The 22250-nt window shown below is 65.3% G+C and carries 21 protein-coding genes and 1 pseudogene; 9 read left to right on the top strand and 13 right to left on the bottom strand.

The window, feature by feature from the left end:
* Positions 1 to 32: 32 nt before the first annotated feature.
* Together MAAFP003_RS24265 and MAAFP003_RS24260 are read left to right on the top strand one after the other, a co-directional pair.
* Positions 33 to 926: a phosphoribosylaminoimidazolesuccinocarboxamide synthase gene (locus MAAFP003_RS24265; protein ID WP_096290198.1), complete on the top strand. Its 894-nt coding sequence runs from the start codon at positions 33 to 35 to the stop codon at positions 924 to 926.
* Positions 923 to 3073 (top strand): S9 family peptidase, encoded by a 2151-nt coding sequence (locus MAAFP003_RS24260; RefSeq protein WP_096290197.1) that lies wholly within the window; start codon positions 923 to 925, stop codon positions 3071 to 3073. The genes MAAFP003_RS24265 and MAAFP003_RS24260 overlap by 4 nt, the downstream gene beginning before the upstream one ends.
* 31 nt (positions 3074 to 3104) lie before the next feature.
* Here the strand turns inward: MAAFP003_RS24260 and MAAFP003_RS24255 are convergent, their stop codons facing one another.
* Together MAAFP003_RS24255 and MAAFP003_RS24250 are read right to left on the bottom strand one after the other, a co-directional pair.
* A complete protein-coding gene (locus MAAFP003_RS24255) occupies positions 3105 to 4745 on the bottom strand; it encodes a DHA2 family efflux MFS transporter permease subunit (RefSeq protein ID WP_096291382.1) in 1641 nt (546 codons plus the stop codon).
* 225 nt (positions 4746 to 4970) lie between these two features.
* Positions 4971 to 6590 (bottom strand): DHA2 family efflux MFS transporter permease subunit, encoded by a 1620-nt coding sequence (locus tag MAAFP003_RS24250; protein WP_243394188.1) that lies wholly within the window; start codon positions 6588 to 6590, stop codon positions 4971 to 4973.
* A 232-nt stretch (positions 6591 to 6822) separates the two neighbouring features.
* On the opposite strand from MAAFP003_RS24250, the gene MAAFP003_RS24245 reads away from it, so the two are divergent.
* Positions 6823 to 7527, top strand: a complete 705-nt coding sequence (locus tag MAAFP003_RS24245) for a DUF2334 domain-containing protein (protein WP_096290196.1) — start codon at positions 6823 to 6825, stop codon at positions 7525 to 7527.
* A gap of 50 nt (positions 7528 to 7577) precedes the next feature.
* Positions 7578 to 9245, top strand: a complete 1668-nt coding sequence (locus MAAFP003_RS24240) for an FAD-binding dehydrogenase (protein WP_096290195.1) — start codon at positions 7578 to 7580, stop codon at positions 9243 to 9245.
* An 86-nt stretch (positions 9246 to 9331) separates the two neighbouring features.
* On the opposite strand, the gene MAAFP003_RS24235 is transcribed toward MAAFP003_RS24240, so the two are convergent.
* Entirely contained in the window at positions 9332 to 9970 is a 639-nt protein-coding gene (locus tag MAAFP003_RS24235) for an MBL fold metallo-hydrolase (RefSeq protein WP_096290194.1), read from the bottom strand.
* A gap of 32 nt (positions 9971 to 10002) precedes the next feature.
* Here MAAFP003_RS24235 and MAAFP003_RS24230 point away from each other — a divergent pair, with 32 nt between their 5' ends.
* The 3 genes from MAAFP003_RS24230 to purQ all read left to right on the top strand — a co-directional run bounded on the left by MAAFP003_RS24230 (position 10003) and on the right by purQ (position 11655).
* Complete coding sequence (locus tag MAAFP003_RS24230) at positions 10003 to 10680, top strand: ATPase (RefSeq protein ID WP_096290193.1); 678 nt, start codon at positions 10003 to 10005, stop codon at positions 10678 to 10680.
* A gap of 64 nt (positions 10681 to 10744) precedes the next feature.
* A complete protein-coding gene (purS, locus tag MAAFP003_RS24225; protein ID WP_096290192.1) occupies positions 10745 to 10984 on the top strand; it encodes a phosphoribosylformylglycinamidine synthase subunit PurS in 240 nt (79 codons plus the stop codon).
* Complete coding sequence (purQ, locus tag MAAFP003_RS24220; protein ID WP_096290191.1) at positions 10981 to 11655, top strand: phosphoribosylformylglycinamidine synthase subunit PurQ; 675 nt, start codon at positions 10981 to 10983, stop codon at positions 11653 to 11655. Before purS ends, purQ begins: the two co-directional genes overlap by 4 nt.
* Here the strand turns inward: purQ and MAAFP003_RS24215 are convergent.
* Positions 11626 to 13047: a WS/DGAT/MGAT family O-acyltransferase gene (locus tag MAAFP003_RS24215; RefSeq protein WP_207768605.1), complete on the bottom strand. Its 1422-nt coding sequence runs from the start codon at positions 13045 to 13047 to the stop codon at positions 11626 to 11628. The genes purQ and MAAFP003_RS24215 overlap by 30 nt on opposite strands.
* A 209-nt stretch (positions 13048 to 13256) precedes the next feature.
* Between MAAFP003_RS24215 and MAAFP003_RS24210 the strand changes: the two are divergent.
* Positions 13257 to 13554, top strand: a pseudogene (locus MAAFP003_RS24210) (SDR family NAD(P)-dependent oxidoreductase); the annotation flags it as partial.
* A gap of 79 nt (positions 13555 to 13633) precedes the next feature.
* Here MAAFP003_RS24210 and MAAFP003_RS24205 read toward each other — a convergent pair.
* Both MAAFP003_RS24205 and MAAFP003_RS24200 read right to left on the bottom strand, forming a co-directional pair.
* Complete coding sequence (locus MAAFP003_RS24205; RefSeq protein WP_096290188.1) at positions 13634 to 14440, bottom strand: lysophospholipid acyltransferase family protein; 807 nt, start codon at positions 14438 to 14440, stop codon at positions 13634 to 13636.
* A gap of 144 nt (positions 14441 to 14584) precedes the next feature.
* Positions 14585 to 15049, bottom strand: a complete 465-nt coding sequence (locus MAAFP003_RS24200) for a type III secretion system chaperone family protein (RefSeq protein ID WP_096290187.1) — start codon at positions 15047 to 15049, stop codon at positions 14585 to 14587.
* A 255-nt stretch (positions 15050 to 15304) separates the two neighbouring features.
* Here MAAFP003_RS24200 and MAAFP003_RS24195 point away from each other — a divergent pair, with 255 nt between their 5' ends.
* On the top strand, positions 15305 to 15703 hold the full coding sequence (locus tag MAAFP003_RS24195; RefSeq protein WP_096290186.1) for a VOC family protein: 399 nt from the start codon (positions 15305 to 15307) through the stop codon (positions 15701 to 15703).
* On the opposite strand, the gene MAAFP003_RS24190 is transcribed toward MAAFP003_RS24195, so the two are convergent.
* The 7 genes from MAAFP003_RS24190 to MAAFP003_RS24160 all read right to left on the bottom strand — a co-directional run bounded on the left by MAAFP003_RS24190 (position 15697) and on the right by MAAFP003_RS24160 (position 22023).
* Positions 15697 to 16164, bottom strand: a complete 468-nt coding sequence (locus MAAFP003_RS24190) for a cupin domain-containing protein (protein WP_096290185.1) — start codon at positions 16162 to 16164, stop codon at positions 15697 to 15699. The genes MAAFP003_RS24195 and MAAFP003_RS24190 overlap by 7 nt on opposite strands.
* A gap of 14 nt (positions 16165 to 16178) precedes the next feature.
* Positions 16179 to 17630 carry a dihydrolipoyl dehydrogenase family protein gene (locus MAAFP003_RS24185; protein ID WP_096290184.1) on the bottom strand — a complete coding sequence of 484 codons (1452 nt, stop codon included), beginning with the start codon at positions 17628 to 17630 and terminating at the stop codon, positions 16179 to 16181.
* Between the two features lie 170 nt (positions 17631 to 17800).
* The gene (locus MAAFP003_RS24180; RefSeq protein ID WP_096290183.1) at positions 17801 to 18490 is read right to left on the bottom strand and encodes a haloacid dehalogenase type II; all 690 of its coding nucleotides are present in this window, start codon (positions 18488 to 18490) and stop codon (positions 17801 to 17803) included.
* A 42-nt stretch (positions 18491 to 18532) separates the two neighbouring features.
* Positions 18533 to 19582, bottom strand: coding sequence for a zinc-binding dehydrogenase (locus MAAFP003_RS24175; protein ID WP_243394187.1), 1050 nt, complete (start codon positions 19580 to 19582; stop codon positions 18533 to 18535).
* A 139-nt stretch (positions 19583 to 19721) separates the two neighbouring features.
* Complete coding sequence (locus MAAFP003_RS24170; RefSeq protein WP_165796483.1) at positions 19722 to 20378, bottom strand: TetR/AcrR family transcriptional regulator; 657 nt, start codon at positions 20376 to 20378, stop codon at positions 19722 to 19724.
* On the bottom strand, positions 20375 to 21076 hold the full coding sequence (locus MAAFP003_RS24165) for a TetR/AcrR family transcriptional regulator (RefSeq protein ID WP_096290182.1): 702 nt from the start codon (positions 21074 to 21076) through the stop codon (positions 20375 to 20377). Before MAAFP003_RS24165 ends, MAAFP003_RS24170 begins: the two co-directional genes overlap by 4 nt.
* Before the next feature lie 77 nt (positions 21077 to 21153).
* Complete coding sequence (locus tag MAAFP003_RS24160; RefSeq protein WP_096290181.1) at positions 21154 to 22023, bottom strand: alpha/beta fold hydrolase; 870 nt, start codon at positions 22021 to 22023, stop codon at positions 21154 to 21156.
* Between the last annotated feature and the right edge of the window lie 227 nt (positions 22024 to 22250).

Genomic DNA, 22250 nt, shown 5'->3' with positions numbered 1-22250 from the left:
GGTCGGGGTGGGCTTGCCGATAGGCTGGCCCGATGCGCCCTGCACTGTCCGACTACCAGCATCTGGCCAGCGGCAAGGTCCGCGAGCTGTATCGCATCGACGACGAGCACCTGTTGCTGGTCGCCAGCGACCGGATCTCGGCGTACGACTTCGTCTTGGACAGCACGATCCCGGACAAGGGCCGCATCCTGACCGCGATGAGTGTGTTCTTCTTCGGCCTGGTCGAGGCACCCAACCACTTGGCTGGACCGCCCGATGACCCGCGCATTCCGGACGAGGTGCTGGGCCGTGCGCTGGTGGTGCGCCAGCTGGAGATGATGCCGGTCGAATGTGTGGCCCGCGGATATCTCACCGGCTCGGGATTGCTGGACTATCAGGCGACCGGCAAGGTCTGCGGAATCGCGCTGCCGCCTGGGCTGGTGGAGGCCAGCAAGTTCAGCCAGCCACTGTTCACCCCGGCGACCAAAGCCGCGCTGGGTGATCACGACGAGAACATCACCTTTGACCGGGTGATCGAGATGGTGGGTGCGGTAGCGGCCAACCAGTTGCGCGACCGCACGCTGCAGATCTATGTGCAGGCCGCCGATCATGCCTTGACGAGGGGAATCATCATCGCCGACACCAAGTTCGAGTTCGGCACCGACCGGGACGGCAATCTGCTGCTGGCCGACGAGATCTTCACCCCGGACTCGTCGCGGTACTGGCCTGCCGAGGATTACCGCGTCGGGGTGGTCCAGACCAGTTTCGACAAGCAGTTCGTCCGCAATTGGCTCACCAGCCCCGCGTCCGGCTGGGACCGGCACGGCACGCAACCGCCACCACCACTGCCGGATGACATCATCGCCGCCACCCGCGATCGTTATGTCAATGCCTACGAACGGATTTCCGGCTTGAGCTTCGGCGACTGGATCGGCCCGGCCGCATGACCGCTGACGGTACCCCGCCAGTCGCGAAACGGATCGACACCACCCGCGAGCACCACGGTGATGTGTTCGTCGATCCGTACGAGTGGCTGCGCGAGAAGTCGAATCCCGAAGTCATCGACTACCTGGAGGCGGAGAACGACTACGTCGACCATGCCCTTGCCCAGCTGGAACCGCTGCGGCAAAAGATCTTCGACGAGATCAAGGCGCGCACCAAGGAAACCGATTTGTCGGTGCCGACCAGGCAGGGCGACTGGTGGTACTACTCGCGCACTTTTGAGGGAAAGCAGTATCGCGTCCAATGTCGTTGTCCGGTATCAGATCCCGATGACTGGGACCCGCCGGTTCTTGACGAGAACACCGAAATACCGGGCGAGCAGGTACTGCTCGATTCGAATGAAGAGGCCGACGGGCACGACTTCTTCGCCCTGGGTGCCGCACTGGTCAGCCTGGACGCCAACCTGCTCGCTTATTCCGTCGACGTCATCGGGGACGAACGGTACACGCTGCGGTTCAAGGACTTACGGACCGGCGAGAAGTATCCGGACGAAATCGCCGACATCGCGGGCGGAGTGACTTGGGCAGCCGACAACCGGACCGTGTACTACCTGACTCTGGACGACGCCCACCGCCCGGACAAGGTATGGCGGTATCGGCTGGGCTCGGGGGAGCCGTCGGAACTGGTGTATCACGAAGCAGACGAACGGTTCTGGCTTGGGGCGGGACTGAGTCGAAGCGAGGCATATGTGTTCATCGCCTCGGGCTCGTCCATCACATCCGAGGTGCGCTACGCCGATGCCGCGGACCCGCAGGCGGAGTTCACCGTCGTGTTGCCGCGCCGTGAAGGTGTCGAATACTCGGTGGAGCATGCGGTGGTCGGGGGACAGGATCGCTTCCTGATCCTGCACAACGACGGTGCGGTGAACTTCATGCTCACCGAGGCTCCGGTCGGCGATCCCACCCAGCAGCGCACCCTGGTCGCGCACCGCGACGACGTTCGGATCGAAGCCGCGGACGCCTTTGCCGGTCACTTGGTGATCAGTTACCGGCGTGCGGCATTGCCGCGAATCCAGTTGTGGCCCATCGGTTCTGATGGCGAATACGGTGAGCCCGAGGAGATCGCCTTCGATTCGGAGCTGATGTCGTCTGGCCTGGGCGGCAATCCGAACTGGGTTTCACCCAAGCTGCGGATCAGGGCGGGGTCTCTCGTCACGCCGCTGCGGGTCTACGACATCGACTTGGGTACCGGCGAGCGCACTTTGTTGCGTGAGCAACCCGTACTCGGTGACTACCAGCCGAGCGACTACGTCGAGCGGCGGGACTGGGCAGTCGCCTCCGACGGCACCCGCATCCCGGTTTCGATCGTGCACCGCACCGGCCTCCAATTCCCCGCGCCCACCCTTATTTACGGATACGGCGCCTACGAGATGTGCACGGACCCAACCTTTTCCATCTCGCGGTTGTCGCTGCTGGACCGGGGCATGGTGTTCGTCATCGCCCACGTCCGCGGTGGGGGAGAGATGGGCCGGTTGTGGTACGAGCACGGAAAGCTGCTGGAGAAGAAGAACACCTTCACCGACTTCGTGGCGGCCGCGCAGCATTTGGTGGACTCGGGAGTGACGCGCCCGCAGCAGCTGGTGGCTTTGGGCGGTAGCGCGGGTGGGCTGCTGATGGGCGCGGTGGCCAACCTGGCGCCGGATCTGTTCGCCGGGATCCTCGCTCAGGTCCCCTTCGTCGACCCGCTGACCACGATCTTGGATCCCTCACTGCCGCTGACCGTCACCGAGTGGGACGAATGGGGAAATCCCTTGAGCGACAGCGAAGTCTACGCGTACATGAAGTCGTACTCGCCGTACGAGAATGTTGAGACGAAGAAGTACCCCGCCATCCTGGCGATGACCTCGCTGAACGACACCAGAGTCTACTACGTGGAGCCGGCCAAATGGGTTGCGGCGCTGCGGTACGCCAATGCCGACGGCAACACGGTGCTGCTCAAGACACAGATGGCGGCGGGCCACGGCGGCGTCAGTGGTCGCTACCGGGGCTGGCAGGAGACCGCATTTCAGTACGCGTGGCTGCTAGCCGCTGCCGACGGCGACCGCTACGGCGGCGACGAGGAAGACGATCTCGGCGGGGATGCGCACGGGTAGCCGCGTCGTCATCGACCGGGGCTGAGCAGGCTCAGTCGGCCGGCGCTTCGGCCGGCTCGGGGTCTTGCGCCGGCTCCGGGCGCCTGGTCGGAAGGAACGCGGCCGGGATGATCGTCAACACCACCATCGCGACGGCCACCACGAAGACCGCCGTGTAGGCGTGGGAGAGGCCGTGCGTCACGTTGGTGGCGAATTCAGGGCCCATCGTTTTCCATGCCGAGGACGAGGCTTCGATCGGCATGCGTTGCCCGCTGGCCTGCTGTTGGGCCGCGACGAGCTTGTTTGCCGTCACCAGGGTTTCGTTGTGGTTGAACAGCTGCGTCAGGATCACGCCCAGCAACGCCGCGCCGATCGATCCGCTCACCTGTTGGTTGACCGTCACCAGCGTGGTGCCGCGCGCGACCTGATGCGGGGCCAGCGACTGCAGGACCGCCGCCGACAGGGGCGTCGTGGTGCAGCCGACTCCCAGGCCCACGATGGCCAGCCCGATCAGCAGCGTCGGGTTGTAAGCGGCCTCCGTGGCGACGCCATAGGTGAAGATGCCCAGACCCACCGCCATCGTGGGAAGGCCGATCAGCACCATCAGGCCGGGTCCGCGCTTGTCCATGAATGCCCCGGCCAGCGGCATCGTCAGGACCGCGCCCAGGCCGACCGGGGCCACATACATCCCGGACTGCATCGGTGTTTGATGCATCACCACTTGGAAGTAACTCGGAACCAGCAGTCCCAGTCCGACGAACGGGGCGCCAAATACCAGCAGGGCGAGATTGGCTTGAGTGACCACGCGATTCTTGAAAAGGCGGAGGTCGATCAGCGGATGGTCGGTGCGAAAGGAGTGCAGCACGAATGCCGCGACCAGTAAGAACCCCATGATCGTCGGCACCAGCACGGTCGGACTGCCTACCGTGCCCTGTGCGGGGATGGACGAGACCCCGGCCAAAAACAGCGTGACACCCGGCGGCAGCAGCAGCACGCTGACGATGTCGAGTCTTTCCGCCGGGGCCGGGCGATCCTTCGGAAAGGTGATTGCTGCGAGGACGATCGCGAGCAGGCCGATCGGCAGGTTGATCAGGAAGATCCACTGCCAGCCGTAGGCGCCGACCAGCCAGCCGCCCAGGATGGGCCCCCCGATCGGCCCGAGCAGGATCGGAATTCCCCCGATGGCCATCAGTCGGCCGACGCGCTTCGGGCCCGCCTCATGAGTCAGGATCACGAAGCTCAGTGGCATCAACATGCCGCCGCCGATACCTTGGACCACTCGAAAGACGATGAGCAGCATGATGGTTGGCGATATCGCGCACAGGAGCGAGCCCAGCATGAACACCAGGACCGAACCGATGAAGAGCCGTTTGGTGCCGAATCTGTCCGCTGCCCAACCGGTCACCGGGATGACGGTCGCAAATGCGAGCATGTAGGCCGCCACGGTCCAGGAGACGACCGCCTGGGTGGAATTGAACTGGGTGACGAAGGTGCCTTGAGCGACCGCGACGACGGTGCTGTCGAGCACCGCCATCACGGCGGCCAGCCCGCAGATGAAGACGACGCGCATCAGCTTGGCGTCGAGCTTGTCGGGGTAGTCGCGGCCTGCCGTGGCACTGTGTCCGGCGGAGGCGAGGGGGATCGCGACGTTGGGGGCTGCGGAACGCGCGCCTTCCATAGCGTCGCTGAGCATACGGCCGAGCATAACGAGACGACCGCGCCATTTGGTCGCTTTGCCGGTATTCCCGACCTGTTAAGCCCGGGCGCAGGGGCCGCGATCCGCCCGTGCCGACCGCCCGGCCGTCATCGTCTCGACACTCGCGCGGATTAATTCCACCCGTGCCGAATCAGGGCGTAAGACCATTTTCACCAGACCGTGCGGAGCTGGTATCGGTGCTGCTCGAGAACCCTATTTGGACTATTCGACGGCAGTCTGGACGGCGGGCTTTTTGGGCAGAAATGACGCCGGGATGATGGTGAAAGCCACCAATATCACCGCCACTACGAATACGGACGTGTAGGCCTGCGAAAGGTCGTGCAAGAGATTGGCCGAAAATCCGGGGGCGAGTGACTGATGTGGTATTTGTGACGGATCAACCGGCACGCCGCTGATCGCGGCCTGCTGCTGTAGCGCCGCGAGCTTGTTCGCCGCGACGATGTCGGGGCTCCGGTCGAATTGGTCGGTCAGGATCATCGCCATCAGCGCTGTTCCCACCGAGCCGCCCACCTGGTGGCTGACGCTCATCAGCGTGGTGCCGCGGGCAATCTGGTGCGGCGCCAGTGCCTGCACCGACGCCACCGACAGCGGCATCATCGTGCACCCCATCCCCAGACCCATGATCGTCAGCGCGACCAGCAGGGTGGGTGCATATCCGGCATGCCTGGCCACACCGAAAGCGAACGTGCCCAGGCCGGCGATGATCATCGCGATACCGGCCAGCACATATTTGCCCGGACCATGTCGATCCACGAGTGGACCGGCCAATCGCATTGTCAGCATGGCGCCGAGTCCCTGCGGGATCAGGTGCACGCCGGCCTGCATCGGCGTCTGGTGGAGCACCTGCTGAAAATAACTCGGCAGCAGTAGACCGGCGCCGAAGAATGCGCCGGCGAACAGCAGCATCGTCACATTGGCCCGGGTGAGGACCGGGTTCTGGAACAAATGCAGATCGATGAGCGGATGATCCGCGCGGCGCAATGCGTGCACCACGAACGCGGCAATCAACGTCAGGCCGATGACCGCGGGTATCAAGACGCGACGGTCGGCGACCGTTCCGTAGCGCGGGATGGACGACACCGCGAACAGGAACGTCGCCAACCCCGGTGAGAGCAACAACCCGCCGACGACGTCGAACGTTTCCGACCGCGCAGGGTGATCTCGCGGGAACACGACCCAGGCGAGGATGAACGTGGCGAGCCCGATCGGCAGGTTGATGAGGAAGATCCACTTCCAACTGGAGGTGTCGATCAGCCAGCCGCCCAGGATCGGCCCGGCGATCGGGGCGAGCAACATGGGAATGCTCAATATCGACATCAGGCGACCGAGTCGCCCGGGGCCGGCTTCGCGCGTCATGATCATGAATCCGAGCGGCATCAGCATGCCGCCACTGATGCCCTGCACTACGCGAAATATGATGAGCTGCAATATCGTTGACGCCAACGCGCACAGCAGCGAGCCGAGCACGAACGCCACCACCGAGCCCATGAAAAGCCGTTTGGTGCCGAACCGGTCGGCCGCCCAGCCGGTCAGTGGAATCACGGTCGCCAACCCGAGTGTGTAGCCGGTCATCGTCCACGCGACGACGGCCTGGCTGGACTCGAACTCGGCGATGAAGGTGCGTTGCGCGACGGTGACGACGGTGACATCCAGGATCGCCATGATGGTGGCCAGCAGGCACACACCGGAAATCCGCAGCAGTGGCGCGTCCAGTTTGTCCGGATACACACGTTCCTTCGCACCCGGGAGCCCGGCGGGGGCGGTGGGCAGCGCGGCGTCGCCCGCTGCGGAACGGGCCTTCTCCATGGCGTTGCTTAGCATATCGAACCGTTTCCTGATCGCGACGGTGGTCCGCGTTTGCTCGCGGCGTGTGGCGGGGCGGGCCGCCGGCAGCGTGCAACGCCGGGTGGTGGACGTCACGTGGAGCGGCCCAACTACGTTGTGGCGAAAGCCGTATCGGAGTCGGGAGTGACGTCTGGCATACGCGTCGATATACGCCTGCAGTCTGCGTGTCCTTCACCATCCCGACACCTGCGCTCGTCAAACTGCGGGTGTGTCTGGAAAACTGATCGTCTCGGTCTCAGGGATAGGCGAGCGCACCCTGGACGACGTCGAGGCGTTCTGCGCACAAATGGATTCCCGCAAGGTACCGGTTTCGTTGCTGGTCGCTCCGCGGCTGTCCGGCGACTACCGGCTGGACCACGATCCGCGCACCGTCGAATGGCTGACCGCCCGGCGCGCCGGTGGCGACGCCATTGTGCTGCACGGCTACGACGACGCGGCGACCAAGAAGCGGCGTGGCGAGTTCGCCATCCTGCGGGCACATGAGGCCAACCTTCGGCTGATGGCCGCCGACCGGGTGCTCGAGCACCTCGGACTGCGTACCCGGCTGTTCGCCGCACCGGGCTGGACCGTCTCGCCTGGCGTCGTTAAGGCATTGCCGGGCAACGGTTTCCGGCTTCTCGCTGATTTGCACGGGATCACCGACCTGGTCCGCCACGCCACCGTGCGCACCCGGGTACTGGGCATCGGAGAAGGATTCCTCACCGAGCCGTGGTGGTGCCGCATGGTGGTGCTGTCCTCCGAGCGGATCGCCCGTCGCGGCGGGATCGTGCGGGTAGCGGTTGCCGCCCGCCAATTGCGCAAGCCGGGGCCGTTGCAGGCGATGCTCGACGCCGTCGACCTGGCTTCGATGCACGGGTGCACGCCGACGGTCTACCGCTGGCGGCCCGACAGGGCGGTTCTCGACGCGGCCTGAGCTAAGCCGTCTGATTAATCGCTGCGGCCCGGGCACTACCCTGATCCGACATGGGCGATTCTTCGGCAGCCGGCTTCGCCGCTGACGCGATTGTTGTCGGGGCCGGCCTCTCCGGATTGGTGGCCGCCTGTGAGTTGGTGGACCGCGGCTTGCGGGTGCTGGTCCTTGATCAGGAGAACAGCGCCAACCTCGGCGGTCAGGCCTTCTGGTCGTTCGGCGGTCTGTTCTTCGTCGACAGCCCCGAGCAGCGCCGGCTGGGCATTCGGGATAGTCACGAGCTCGCGTTGCAGGACTGGTTGGGCACAGCGGCTTTCGATCGCGAAGAGGACTACTGGCCACGGCAATGGGCGCATGCCTACGTGGATTTCGCGGCCGGGGAGAAGCGCAGTTGGCTGCGTGAACGGGGCCTGAAACTGTTTCCACTGGTCGGCTGGGCCGAACGCGGCGGCTACAACGCGCAGGGGCATGGCAACTCGGTTCCCAGGTTCCACATCACCTGGGGCACCGGCCCGGCCCTGGTCGACATCTTCGCGCGGCAACTGCGGGATCGCTCCACGGTCCGTTTCGCGCACCGGCACCAAGTCGACGAACTGATCGTCGAGGCCGGCGCGGTGACCGGCGTCCGGGGTACCGTGCTCGAGCCGTCGACTCAACCGCGCGGAGTGTCATCGTCGCGAAAAGCCGTGGGTCAATTCGAGTTTCGTGCGTCCGCAGTGATAGTCACCAGCGGTGGGATCGGCGGCAACCACGATCTGGTGCGCAAGAATTGGCCAAAGCGAATGGGTCGTGTGCCCGAGCAGATGCTGAGCGGCGTGCCGGCCCACGTGGACGGCAGGATGATCGGCATTTCCCAGCAGGCCGGGGCCCGCGTGATCAACCCCGACCGGATGTGGCACTACACCGAGGGCATCACGAACTACGACCCGATCTGGCCGTTGCACGGCATCAGGATCATCCCGGGCCCCTCGTCGCTGTGGCTGGACGCGGCCGGCAAGCGGTTGCCGGTTCCGCTGTATCCCGGATTCGACACGCTGGGCACGCTGGAATACATCACCAAATCCGGGTACGACTACACCTGGTTTATCTTGAACGCCAGGATCATTGAGAAGGAATTCGCCCTTTCCGGGCAGGAGCAGAACCCGGATCTGACCGGGCAGAGTGTGCGCGAGCTGGTGCGCAACCGGGCCAGCTCCGGGCCGCCCGGACCGGTCCAGGCGTTCATCGATCGGGGTGTGGACTTCGTCAGCGCGGATACCCTGGGCGAGTTGGTAAGCGGCATGAACAAGCTGCCCGACGTGGCCCCGTTGGACTATGCCACGGTCGAAGCGGAGGTGACCGCCCGCGATCGTGAGGTCGCCAACAAATTCACCAAAGACGGCCAGATCACCGCGATCCGCGCCGCTCGCGGGTATCTGGGTGACCGGCTGGGACGAGTGGTGGCGCCGCACCGGCTGACCGATCCGAAATCCGGGCCGATGATCGCGGTCAAATTACACATTCTGACGCGAAAGACGTTGGGCGGCATTGAGACCGACCTGGGCGGGCGAGTCCTCACCGACGGCGGCACCCCGTTGACCGGACTGTACGCGGCGGGCGAGGTGGCCGGGTTCGGCGGCGGCGGCGTGCACGGTTACCGCGCCCTGGAGGGCACCTTCCTGGGCGGCTGCATCTTCAGCGGCCGCGCCGCCGGTCGCGGTGCCGCCGACGACATCACCTAGCGGTACTCGCTTAGCCGAATGTCACGCCAGAGTGACGGTGAACCGCGAACGTCGCGCTGGCGTGACGCTCGAAGCCGCCGCCGACGTCAGAAGGTGACCGCGCTTTCCTCCGGCAGCACCTGGAAGTCGGTGTCGGTCATCTCGGTGAACCGGCCGTAGTAGATGCCCCGCGCCTCGGGGGCGACGATGCCCTGGTGGATGGGCACCGCCCGCGTCGGGGACACCGCGCGCAGGTAATCGATGGCCTCGGAGATCTTCATCCACGGCGCGGCCGCCGGTGCGGCCAATACGTCGACCGGCTCGTCGGGCACGAACAAGGCGTCACCCGGATGCATCAACCGCGCGCGATGATCACCGTCGTCAACCAGATACGAAAGGTTCTCTATCACAGGGATGTCCGGGTGAATCACCGCATGCTTTCCGCCGAGCGCCCGAATCCTCAGTCCACCGACCGTCAGCTCGTCGCCGGCGTGCACCGCCTGGAAGGGCGCATCGAGCTGCGCCGCGGTCTGCGAGTCGGTGTAAAGCGCCGCACCGGGGTTGGCCTCGATCAGCGCCGGCAGTCGCGCCGGGTCGACATGATCCGGATGCTGGTGTGTGATCAGAATGGCGTCCAGGCCGGTGATGCCCTCGAAGCCATGCGCGAAGGTTCCGGGGTCAAAGAGCACGCTAGTGTGATCGAACTCGGCAAGTAGGCAGGAATGCCCGAAATGCGTCAGTTGCATGCCTACGATTGTGCCCTGACGGGGGTGGTCGTGTGCGGGTAGTTTTCGCGACGATACTGGTCGCCGGCGGCCTGGTGGCCGCCCTCATCTTCGTGGTTCCGGCCCCGGCCGAGCCGGAGGCCTGTCCGCCCACCTGTGACCAGATCCCGGCCACCGCGTGGATACAGCAGCGCGCCGTGCCGCTGAACTCCACCTACAACTGGCCCGCGCTGGCGGGCCTGGCGGTGCAGGTGACCGGGGCGGGCAACGGGCCGAGGTTCAGGTTCGAGGAGCTGTGCGCCGCGCAGCCGTTGGCGCAGGACCCCCGCGCCTCGGCGGTGGCGGCCCGCGCGAGTGTCGACCATCCGGGCGGCCAGTGGCAGCTCAAGGCCCAGATCGTGCACTGGCGCGGTGATACCGCCCGTGGCGGTGCGATCGCCTCCTCGGTGTTCGGCAATGCCGTCGCGGTGCTGCGCGGCTGCCAGCTGGGCGCGCCGCTGCAGTCGCCCTCGATCACGACCGACGAACCCAACCGGATGGCCGCGGTGATCAGCGGGCCCGTGGTGATGCATACCTACCTGGTCGCGCACGTCGCGAGCAGCACGATCAGCGAGCTGACGCTGTGGTCTACCGCGCCGCCGCAGGCGCCGTGGCCCTCGATGGCGGACAACCAGGTACTGGACTCCATGACGGCCCCGCTGTGCGAGGCGTATATCGCCTCGTGCCCGTGAGCCGCGTCCGGCAACGGCCGCCGGTAGAGTTGGCGCCGACAGCGACTCGTCAGGAGGAACGCCGGTGGCGCGGGTGATCGTTCATGTGATGCCCAAAGCGGAGATTCTCGACCCGCAGGGTCAGGCGATTGTCGGCGCGCTGGGCCGACTCGGACATCACGGGATCTCAGATGTCCGTCAGGGCAAGCGGTTTGAGCTCGAGGTCGACGATACCGTCGACGATTCCGCGCTCGCCGAGATCGCAGAATCACTGTTGGCCAACACCGTGATCGAGGACTGGACGATCAGCCGGGAAGTGCTGTGACGGCGCGGATCGGCGTCATCACCTTCCCCGGCACGCTGGACGACGTGGACGCCGCTCGTGCGGTGCGCCGGGTCGGTGCGGAGGCGGTGAGCCTGTGGCACGCCGACGCCGACCTCAAATCGGTCGATGCGGTCGTGGTCCCGGGCGGGTTCTCCTACGGCGACTATCTGCGGGCCGGCGCGATCGCTCGCTTCGCCCCGGTGATGTCGGAAGTGGTCTACGCGGCGGGTCGCGGTATGCCGGTATTGGGAATTTGCAACGGTTTTCAGGTGCTGTGTGAGACCCGGCTGCTGCCCGGGGTGTTGACACGCAACGCGGGTCTGCACTTCATCTGCCGCGACGTGTGGCTTCGGGTGGCCTCCAACTCGACGGCGTGGACGTCGCGCTTCGAGCCCGACGCCGATCTGCTGGTCCCGCTGAAATCGGGCGAGGGCCGCTACGTGGCGCCGGAGAACGTGCTCGACGAGCTCGAGGGCGAGGGACGGGTGGTGTTTCGGTACCACGACAACATCAACGGCTCGATGCGTGGCATCGCCGGCATCAGCTCGGCCAACGGCCGCGTGGTCGGGCTGATGCCACACCCCGAACATGCCATCGAAGCACTGACCGGTCCCTCCGATGACGGCCTGGGCTTGTTCTATTCAGCGCTGGACGCCGTGCTCGCCGCTTGACATATTCGGCCCGGGAAGCCCTGCGGCACTGCGTAATTCGAGGAAGGCCCGTGCCATGGCGTCGGTCGCTTCATGCGGGTCGTTGAACGTCTGGTCGTCGGTGAGTACCGCGATCCCGAGCCCGTCGACATAGCTCCACACGGTGATATTGACCGGTGCGCCCGGCGAGAGCACCCCGGTGGAGTAGATCTCCGCGACGGCGGCGCCACCGAAATGACCGCGTTCACGCGGCCCCACCACGCTCGAGACCGCCACGTTCATCAGCTTGTTGGGCACGTCGTGGCGGCCGAGCCACCGGAACGCGGCCGGGGCGAATGCCGTCGGCAGATAGGCCATCATCCGGCCGTAGAGTTCGGGACCCATGATTTCGTGGTCTTCCTTGGCGATCCGCGTCGCCAGTGAGACCAGCCGCGCCCGCTCGGCGGGATCGGCGATGTGGACCGGCAGCGAAATCATCAGACCGCTGATCTCGTTACCGGTGATGCGGTCCGACTTGTCGGTGGCGGTGGGCACCGAAGCAATGATCGGACGCTGCGCCTGGCCGTCGTAGCTCAACAGCAGCGTGCGCAATCCGCCGGTGGCTATGGCCAGCACCATGTCGTTGACGGTGATGCCCAATGCCTTGGCGGTCGCTTTCACCTCGGCCAAGGGCAGCGTCGCGCTGGCGAAGCGGCGCTGCGGTGACACCACGTGGTTGAGGAAGGTCGCCGGTGCGGCGAAGGCATCGGCCAGATCCGGGTGATCCCCGCGCTCTTTGGACCGGCGCCGCACCCGGCTCATGCCCACCGCGGCGTCCTTGATCAGTCCGGGCAGTTCCGCGATCTGGCGGACATGGTCTCTGGCGGCCGCCCGCAGCAGATCACCCTTGGTCGCGGTGATGCCTGCCTCGTCGTTGTCGCGCTCGTCGGGCACCGTGCCCTTGAGGTCCATCGCACGCGCCAGCAGATTGACCGAGGCGACGCCGTCGGCCAACGCATGGTGCACCTTTCCGATCAAGGCGAATCGGCCGTCGGCAAGCCCCTCGGCGAAATGGAACTCCCACAGCGGACGGCTGCGGTCCAGCGGCGTGGACGCCACCCGCCCGATGACCTCGTCCAGTTCTCGCCGGCCGCCCGGGTCGGGCACCTGCACGCGGCGCAAGTGGTAGGCAAGGTCGACGTCGCAGTTCTCCTGCCACATCGGGTGGTGAAGCTGCCCGGGGATGTCGACGAGCTTGTAGCGCAACGGTTCCAACAGGTGCAGCCGGCGGCGCACGTGCTGACGGAAGGTCTCGAAGTCGAATTCGCCGTGGAAGTCGGACGGGTCGAGTATCGCGACTTTCAGTGTGTGCGTGTGTAGGTTCGGCGTCTCGCTGTAGAGCAGCATGGCGTCCATGCCGTTGAGTCTTTTCACACGTCACCTCGCCGTGTCGATGCGACCTGAAAACAACTATGTCGTAATGCTTCCGGGTTTGATGTGGGTCGCCGGCCGCCAATGATCGGCGGTAGGAGACGGCGCCTCTTGCGTGCTAGGAGACGCGTCATTGTCGATGCTGCATGTGGGGCGCACGATCGAAGGTGGGAGGTCTCAGCACTCTGGGGAGGAAGCCAGTGACCACTAGCCTGCAGGGCCGCGTCGCGCTGGTCACCGGGGCGGCGCGTGGGCAAGGACGCGCGCATGCCCTTCGACTTGCCGACGAAGGCGCGGATATCGTCGCAGTAGATGTGTGCGCCGCCGTTTCCCCCAACCATCCGCTACCCGGCCGCTACTTCCGACGAACTGGTGGAAACGGCTCGGGCAGTAAAGAATTCGGGATGCAAGGCACTGGTTCGCGAAATCGATATCCGCAATCTGGCCGACCAACAACAGCTGATTGCCGATGCGATCGATCAATTCGGCAGACTCGATGTCGTCGTCGCCTGGCTTGCCGGAGACGGGTCCGCGAATATCTCGGGCAGTCAGGTCGTCGTGGATCGCGGCCACCTGAAGCATTAGCCGGCTAGCCCAGGATGGGGAAGCGGCGCTGGGCGGCCAGCCGCTTGAGCGCGGCTTCCATCACCGAACGCACGTGGGCGTCGACCTCGTCGATGTCGGGGTCCTTGCCGAACTCGGCGATCACGTCGATCGGCTCGAGCACCTCGGTGACGATCTTGGACGGCAACGGCAGGTTCGGCGGAAAGATGACGCTCAGCCCGAACGGGAAGCCGAAGCTGACGGGCAGAATGTCCATGCGGGCCTTGGTGATTCCCAGCTTGCGGGCTAGCCAGTTGCCCCGGGTCAGGAACAGCTGGGTCTCTTGAGCCCCGATCGAGACAGTGGGCACGATCGGCACTCCGGCTTCGATGGCGGTTCGCACATAGCCGGTGCGCCCGTTGAAGTCGATGGTGTTCGCGCTCAGCGTGGGCCGGTAGGAGTCGTAGTCACCGCCCGGAAAGACCAACACGACCGCGCCCGAATGCAGCGCGGTGGCCGCGTTTTCGCGGCTGGCTTCGATAACGCCCACCCGGCGTAGCCAGCCGTCCAACGGTCCCAGGAATACCCCGTAGTGAGCCAGGGTGTACACCGGGCGGCCGTAACCGAATTTGTCGTAGAACGCTGACGAGAAGATCAGCACGTCGGGCGTGAAGATGCCGCCGGAGTGGTTGGACACCACCAGCGCCCCACCGGCCGGCGGAACGTTGTCGAGGTTTCGGACTTCGGCCCGAAACCAGCGATTGACCACCGGGCCGACGGTGTTGCGCACCTGTTGCGTGAACGCCGGATCCCATTTGGCGGTTTCGAGGCTGTCTTCCTCGGCGTTGCCCATCGCGATTCCCCCGCGGTTGTGTTCCTACCAGTAGTTGCCAGCGCGAGGCCGTTACCCCAGGGCACACCGCGTTTGACATAGGTTACTCTCTTTTTGGGAGAATGTCATATCCGTTTGCTGCGGGTTCCACGCATCGGGGACGGCTCAGCCGGCGTCTAACACCAACGGCTGCGAGGGGCACTCGGCGACCGAGTCCACACCGGCGAAGAACTCGATCGCGGCGGCGATGGTGTGGTCGATGTAGGTCGCGAAGTCGTCGAAGTCGACGGGTTCCCGAACCTTGCGGGAGCTGCGCGCGAGGACGCCGACCCGCTGTGGGTCAGAGGATCCGTGGACGGTCACCACGACGTCGCGGCTGCGCCGGTTCCACGAGTCGGCAAGCTCAGCCAGCTCGTCACCGTCGGCGGCGGGGAAGAAGCAGCCGGGCGTGACCTGAATCGTGAACTCGTCGCGGTGCCAACGAGAGATCCCGAGGTGGACATGCAGCCGTCGCGGACGGGTGTTTGCGACATAGAAGAATTCACCGTCGTGCTGGCCGCGGAAGTAGCGGCTGCCACGGGTGCACAGGTAGCGTTCGATCAATTCGGCGGACAACGCCTCAGTCGTCATGAGATTAATGGTGAGGCCTGCGGCTTTACGGATCCTTTGAGTCGAGCGATGTGTCGGCAAAGAAACTGGTGAGAATTTGCTGAGTTTGTAACGAACCGGTCACGCGAAGTGAACTGCCCTGCAACGGAATACGACTGAAGCGTTCAGGGCAGGACACGGACCGAAAGGTTCGACCAGCCGGCCACGCGGTCGATGTCGAATTCGTCGGCGTCGGTGAAGTAGTCTCGTTCTCAGTTCGCGCCAGGAGGGTTGAAGATGGGGTTCGCGGTGCAACGGTTCGACCATATTGTGGTCAACTGCAACGATATTGAGGCGACCGCGGCGTGGTACGAGCGAGTGCTCGGCATGACGCGTGAGACGTTCGGGCTGGCCGGGCGCACCGCGCTGAGATTCGGAAATCAGAAGATCAACCTGCGGCCCATCGGCGCGCTCGCCGACGATCCGGACTGGGTGACCGGGGCGGTCGAAGCGGCGGGCTCCGAAGACCTGTGCTTCATCACCGATTCCAGCCCCTGCGAGGTGCGTGCGCACCTGCAGGCATGCGGTGTCGAGATCACCGCGGGACCGGTCACCAAGAGCGGTGCGCTGGGGCCGATGACCTCACACTACTGCCGGGACATCGACGGGAATCTCGTCGAGATCGCGGTCTACTGATCGCTTTCGAGCGGGTAGAGCGCGGGCAGATTGACCACGATCGCCTCCTGGCTGCTGCGCGCGATCACCACCTCCGCGATGGTGTTCAGGTCGGGATTCTCTTCGCGGTGCGGCAGATACGGCGGGGTGAAGACGTAGTCGCCGGGCGCGGCCGTGATGCGCACCCCGTCAACGCCGTCGTGAAAGACGAACTCGGGGGGGCCGCTTCGCACATAAATGGCGGTCTCGGACTCGCCGTGATGATGGTTGGAGGAGACGGTCTCGGGTAGCGCGTGAGTCTCGCCCATCCACAGCTTCTCGGCGCCGACCGACTTACCGGACAGCGCCGCGAAGCGCCGCAGCCCTTCCGATTGCGCGGTGTCAGAACTGATGTCCGAGGCTTTGATGTGGTGCACCCGGCCGTGCGGGACCTGCCGCCCGGTGTCGTCGAAGTCCGGGTGAAATCCGTCAGCGGTGGCCATCTGCGCTCCTGTCGCTACTCTCGGTTATCCGCATCCCGGTAAGCCTCAAGGAGTCTCAGCCACAGTTCGCTGATCGTCGGAAAGCATGGCACCGCGTGCCAGAGCCGGGCGATAGGAACCTGGCCCGCGACGGCGATGGTGGCAGAGTGCAACAATTCGGTGGCACCCGGACCGACCAAAGTCACCCCGAGCAAATAACGCTGATCCTCCTCGACCACCATACGCGCTCGGCCACGGTAGCCGTCGGCGTGAAGTTTGGCGCCCATGACGACTTCACCGATTTCGATGTCGACAGTGCGTACCCGATGACCGGCCTGCACGGCCTGCTCAGCCGTCAGGCCGACGGCGGCTGCCTCGGGATCGGTGAAGAAGGCTTGCGGTACCGCAAAATGATCGGCCGTCGTGGCATGGGTCCCCCAGGGCGTGGTATCCAGCGGTGTGCCCGCGGCACGGGCCCCGATCGCCGCGCCGGCGATGCGTCCTTGGTACTTGCCCTGATGCGTCAGCAAGGCGCGATGGTTGACGTCACCCGCCGCGTAGAGCCAGCCTTCGGACACGGCTTTCACTCTGCAGGTGTCGTCGACCTCGAGCCAGCTTCCCGGCTCGAGGCCCACCGTATCCAGACCGATGTCGTCGGTGAGCGGTGCGCGGCCCGTGGCGAAAAGGACCTCGTCGACCGTCAATTCGGTGTTGTCGTCGAGTTCGAGGGTCACCGGTCCGGCCGGGTCGGACCGGTGAAGTGTCCGCACTGATACACCCAGGCGCAGATCCACACCCGCGTCTTGCAGCCCCCGGCCGATCAACTCGCCCACGAAGGGTTCCATCCTCGGCAGCAGTCCCGATCCCCGAGCCAACAGCGTCACCGAGGCACCCAAGCCACGCCACGCGGTTGCCATCTCGACCCCGACTCCGCCGCCGCCGACGACCGCGAGGCGCCCAGGGACGTGGCTGCTGTCCGTCGCATGACGGTTTGTCCATGGCCGGGCCTCGACGATGCCGGGAAGCTCGGGGAGTGCGGACCGGCTTCCGGTACACACCACGACCGCGTGCCGAGCACGCAGCGTGACGTCCTCGCCGCTGGACTTGGACACGGTGACTACTCGCGCCCCGCTCAACCGGCCGTGCCCGCGCACCAGTGTGGCACCGATTCCGGCCACCCAGTCGGCCTGGGCGCTGTCGTCCCAGTTGGTCACATAGCGGTTGCGTCGCCCGAACACGCCAGGCGGGTCGATCGGCCCCGTCACCGCCTCGCGGGCTCCGTCGACGCGCCGGACATCGGCCAGGGCCAGGACCGGGCGTAACAATGCTTTGCTGGGTACACAGGCCCAGTAAGAACATTCGCCTCCGACGAGTTCGCGCTCCACCATCGCGACCTGCAGGCCCGCGGCCCGGGCGCGCTCCGCGGCATTCTGCCCAATGGGTCCGGCCCCAAGGATCACCACGTCGAATTCTGCATCGGATGCCATCGTTGAAATCGCCTCTCGTTCGGTTGGTCGCGGTGGTGTTGCATGGCGCTCAGTTGCCCAAAACGGCTGGGAGCAATGTGGTGATTACCCGGCGACATGGTGAATGCCGTTGTGGGGCAAAAGAATGACGCGGGACATTGGGGGTGCCGGATGGGTGCATGGTGGCGGACTCAGCCCGGCCCGGCGATGAGCCGGTCGGCCAATTGGTGCAGGTCGTCGACCACCATCGTCGGTTGCGGCAGCCCCTCGGCCCGCAGCGGGGAATTGCCCGGGCGGGCGACGAGCGCGGCGCTCAAACCCACGTTCTGCGCGCCGAGTAGATCCCATACGTGGGCGGCCACCATCATGCAATCCGCCGGCGCCACACCGAGTGCCTCGCAGGCGTGCCGGTAGACCACGGGCGATGGCTTGAAGGCGCGACACGATTCCACGCTGAGCTGTCGATCGAAAAGGGGTGCCAGCCCGGCATTGTCCAGCGGCGTAGCGACGCCGGCCCGGTGTGGTGAGTTCGTCAGCGTCACCAATCGAAAACCGTTGTCGCGCAGCGTGGCCAGCGATCCTGCTGCATCGGGGTGCGCAGGCATGGTGCGCATCTGCTCTTGCAGGCGGCCCGCGTCGGCGTCGGTGACCTGCACCCCGTAGGCGTCGGCCAGCATGTGCAGTACACCGCGACCGAGGGTGAAGAAGTCGACATAGCAATCGGCCATCGTGGCCGTCATCGAGTATGTGACGAGCTGGCCGAACCACTCACGAAGCACCCGCTGGTCGCCGAACAGCTCGCCGAAAAGCGTTGCAAGAGAATCGATATCGATCAACGTTTCATTCACGTCGAAAATGAGGACAGACGGCGTCGTCGGCATGCCTAATGTTTTCCCAACTCCTGATCGGTGTCCAGTCCGCGGCTAATCCAGCACCACGACGATCTTTCCGCCGGCCTCGCCCGACTCCGCCACCCGGTGCGCCTCGCGAATCTCGCTGAATGAGAAGACTCGCGCCGGCTTCGCGTCGAGCTTGCCGTCGGCGATTTCTTGGGCGATCTCGCTCAGCGGTATGTTCGACACCTCGAAGCCCGGATTTCCAAAGACGGGACTGGCGAAGAAGGAGAAGCTCACGCCGCTGGCCATGCGTGCCAACGGGTTGAAGTCACCAATAGGCGCGAGTCCGCCCAGCCAGCCGGCGAGGCAGGCGGTGCCGCCCACGCGCAGCATGTCCAGGGAATCGAGGATGGTGCTGTTGCCGACCAGGTCGAGCACCGCATCGATGTGCTTGGCCTCGGCGATGTGAGCGGCGAGGTCGGGCCGTTCCAATTCGACGCGAGCGGCGCCGAGTTGCTCCAGCATGGGAAAGCGCTTCTCGCTGCGGGCGGTGGCGATGATGTCGGCTCCGGTGATGACCGCCATCTTCAACGCGGCCTGGCCCAGCGCCGACGTCGCGCCACGGATCACGAGTGTCTGTCCGGCTGTCAGCTTGAGGTTGCGAAACAGGCAAGTCCAGGACGTCGCATACGTTTCCGGCAAGGCCGCCAGTTGCGACCACGGCAGGTCGGATTCCATCAGGGTGACGTTCGCCGCGCGTACCCGGGTGTACTCCGCATAGCTTCCGTTGACAGTTCGGCCCAGGCCACCCATCAGTGCGGCGACCTTGGCGCCGACCGGGAACTCGCCGCCCGGGCACGAGTCGACGATGCCGACGCATTCGATGCCGCTGACTTCGGCCGCTTCGGCCCACTCGCCGCGGCGCATGTGTATTTCGGCGTGGTTGACACCGAAGGCCTTGACTTCGATTACTACTTCGCCCGCCTTGGGCAGTGGTTTGGGGATCTCCGTATGGACCAGCCGGTCCAGACCCCCGAACCCGGTCAGAATGATCGCCCGCATCGTGTCCCCGCCGGGCTGCTCGCGTACCACTGCCGGAGCGGTCGGCAGCGCGGTCGCATGGCTGGTGGTGGTCATGACATGCCTCTTTGCAATCTTCGGTCAGACTTGGACGTCGGCGCGCCATAATAATGGGTCGTATAACCCATTATTATGGGCCGCTCAGCCCAAAATTGTCCAGCCCGGGCCGATCGGTAAATGGGTCAGGATGCGGTGCTCAGACTTTTCTCTTGCGCGCCAGGTTCTTTCGGCTTCGGGCATTGACCTCGAAGGAACGTACATAATCTACGGCGGCGTTGACGGCGACCCGCAGTGGTTCGGCCTCACCGGTGGCGTGCGTGATCATCGCGCCGCCTTGATGCGCGACGACCAGCGAGACGGCCAGATGCCGTGGGTCGGCGTCGGCGCGCAGATCGCCGCGGCGGCGCATCGCGTCGATGCCATGGCGGAACAGTTCGAGCCACCGGTCGTAGCCGTGCGCAAGGTCGTCACGAACTTCGTCGTCGGCCTCGATCAGTTCTCCGGCCAGTGACCCGTAGACGCATCCGTTCAGCCGATACACGGTGTCGATGTTGTCGACGCAGGCGTCGGCCCAGGCCTGCAGCGCCGCGATGCTGTCGAGGCCCCCGAGTCGGGGTTGGGTATGAAACTCGATGACGTCATTGCGGCGCGCGGCGATGACCTCACGGGTCAGGTCACGTTTGTCGCGGAAGTAGTGCGACATCTGCGACCCGCCCACCCCGGCGGAGCTACGTACCTCGTCGATGCTGGTGTTGGCCACGCCGCGCTGGAACATCAGCCGGGCGGCGGCCTCGACGATGCGCGCCCGTGTTGCCTGTCCTTTGCGGGTGAACGGAGACTTTCCCTCAGTCACGTTGCCGCCCTATGCTTTCCGTGCCGCCCGCGGGGACGTCGCGGGGGCCGGGGCGTGCGTTCGCCGGCATGGGCGGCAAACATTCGCAGGTAGTTGACCGCGAACCGGGTGGCATCGGCATGCGGCCACGCCGCCCGGTAAGTGAAGGCCAACGTGCCGCCGCCCTGGTGCGCACAGACGATGGCGAGCGCCAGTTCCCGTGGATTGGCGCCGGCGACCAGGACCCTGGTGTCTTTCATCCGTTGGATGGCGTGCTCGAGCAGATCTACCCACTGCCAGTAACCCGTCGCCAAGGTGGCGCGGGTCTCGTCGTCGGACTTGGCCAGCTGGGCGGTCAGCGCATGGTAGGTCGGTGTGCCACCGGAGGTTCCGATACGACGCAGGTAACGCATGTTCAGATCGATCCATCGCTCGAAGTCGTCGAACGAGTCCAGGTCGCCGAGCAGGGGCTGGCGATGGAAGTCCAGAACGACGCCGATCTGGCGTCTGATCACCGCGCGAATCAATGCGCCCTTGTCGGCGAAATAGTGGGCGAGCTGAGAGCCGCTGACCGACGCGGCCTTGCGCACATTCTCCATGTTGGAGGCCGACAAGCCTTCGGTGACGATGAGCTGGGCCGCGGCCTGCACAATCCGATCGCGGGTGGCACGCCCCTTGGCGGTCAACCGTTGTTCGTCCTGAACATCGGAATGGGCCATCGCGTCAGGCTAACTCGCGAACGCCGCTGATTATGGGATATGCAGCCCATTGCTATCCGCGCCGCCCGCGGGCCCGGTTAGGCGGGCACGCGAGCCTCGAGGAAGTTGCGGATCAGCCCGGTGACTTCGTCGAGGGCGGACTCCAGCAGGAAATGCCCGCCGTCGAGCAGATGAATCTGCGCGTCGGGCAGGTCGTCGGCGAACGCTTCGGCGCCGGCGGGCCCGAAGATCTCGTCGCCGCGGCCCCACACCGCGAGCAGCGGAACCCCGGTGGTGCGAAAATACTCGTGCACCCGGGGATACATCGCAGCGTTGGTGGCATAGTCGCGAAACAGCTTCAGCTGCACCAGGTCGTTGCCGGGCCGCGACAGCAGCGCGAAGTCGTGATGCCAGCACTCGGGATCGACGAGCGTCTCGTCGGCCACGCCGGTGACGTATTGCCAGCGGGTCGCGTCCAACGTGAGAAATTGGCGTACCGGGGCCTCGGTCTGCGCGGTCGGGTTGGCCTGGTAGGCCCACACGGTCTTCCAGAAACTCTCCACGAAGCCGGCGTCGTAGCCATTGCCGTTCTGGCTGATGATCGCGGTAACTGAGGACGGCTCACGCAGCGCCAACCGCCATCCGATCGGGGCTCCGTAGTCCTGCACGTAGATCGCGTACCGATCGAGCCCGAGGCTGCGCAGCAGGCCCGCGGTCAGGTCAGTCAGCGCATCGAAGGTGTAGTCGAACTCGGTGACGGCCGGGGCGTCGGAGAATCCAAAGCCCAGGTGGTCGGTGGCGATCACGTGGTAGCGGTCGGCCAGCGCCGGAATCAGGTGCCGGAACATGTGGGAGCTGGACGGAAACCCGTGCAACAGAACCAGCGCCGGCTTACCCACGTCCCCTGCCTCACGGTAGAACAGCCGATGGCCGTCGACGGTCGCGTAACGATGATGAACAGCCGGCATGGGATTCCTCCTGCCCGACCTTCCGGATTTTGGGATATATATCCCAGTATGCACCAAAGCCACCACCCCGCAATAGTTCCGGAACAGTTGACGGTCGGGGCGCTCCGGGAATATTCTGGGTTGGGCATCCCAATCTAACCGCGTTGAGGAGCTGTTCGCGTGAACAAGACTTTCATGGCCGATATGACGTCGAAAGTCGACGGCGGCGAGCCGCTGATCTAGGCTCA

The sequence above is a fragment of the Mycobacterium ahvazicum genome, from assembly GCF_900176255.2.
In the GTDB taxonomy this organism is placed as follows: domain Bacteria; phylum Actinomycetota; class Actinomycetes; order Mycobacteriales; family Mycobacteriaceae; genus Mycobacterium; species Mycobacterium ahvazicum.
Note: the sequence above shows the minus strand (reverse complement) of the source record. Positions and strands in the feature narration are given on the sequence as shown.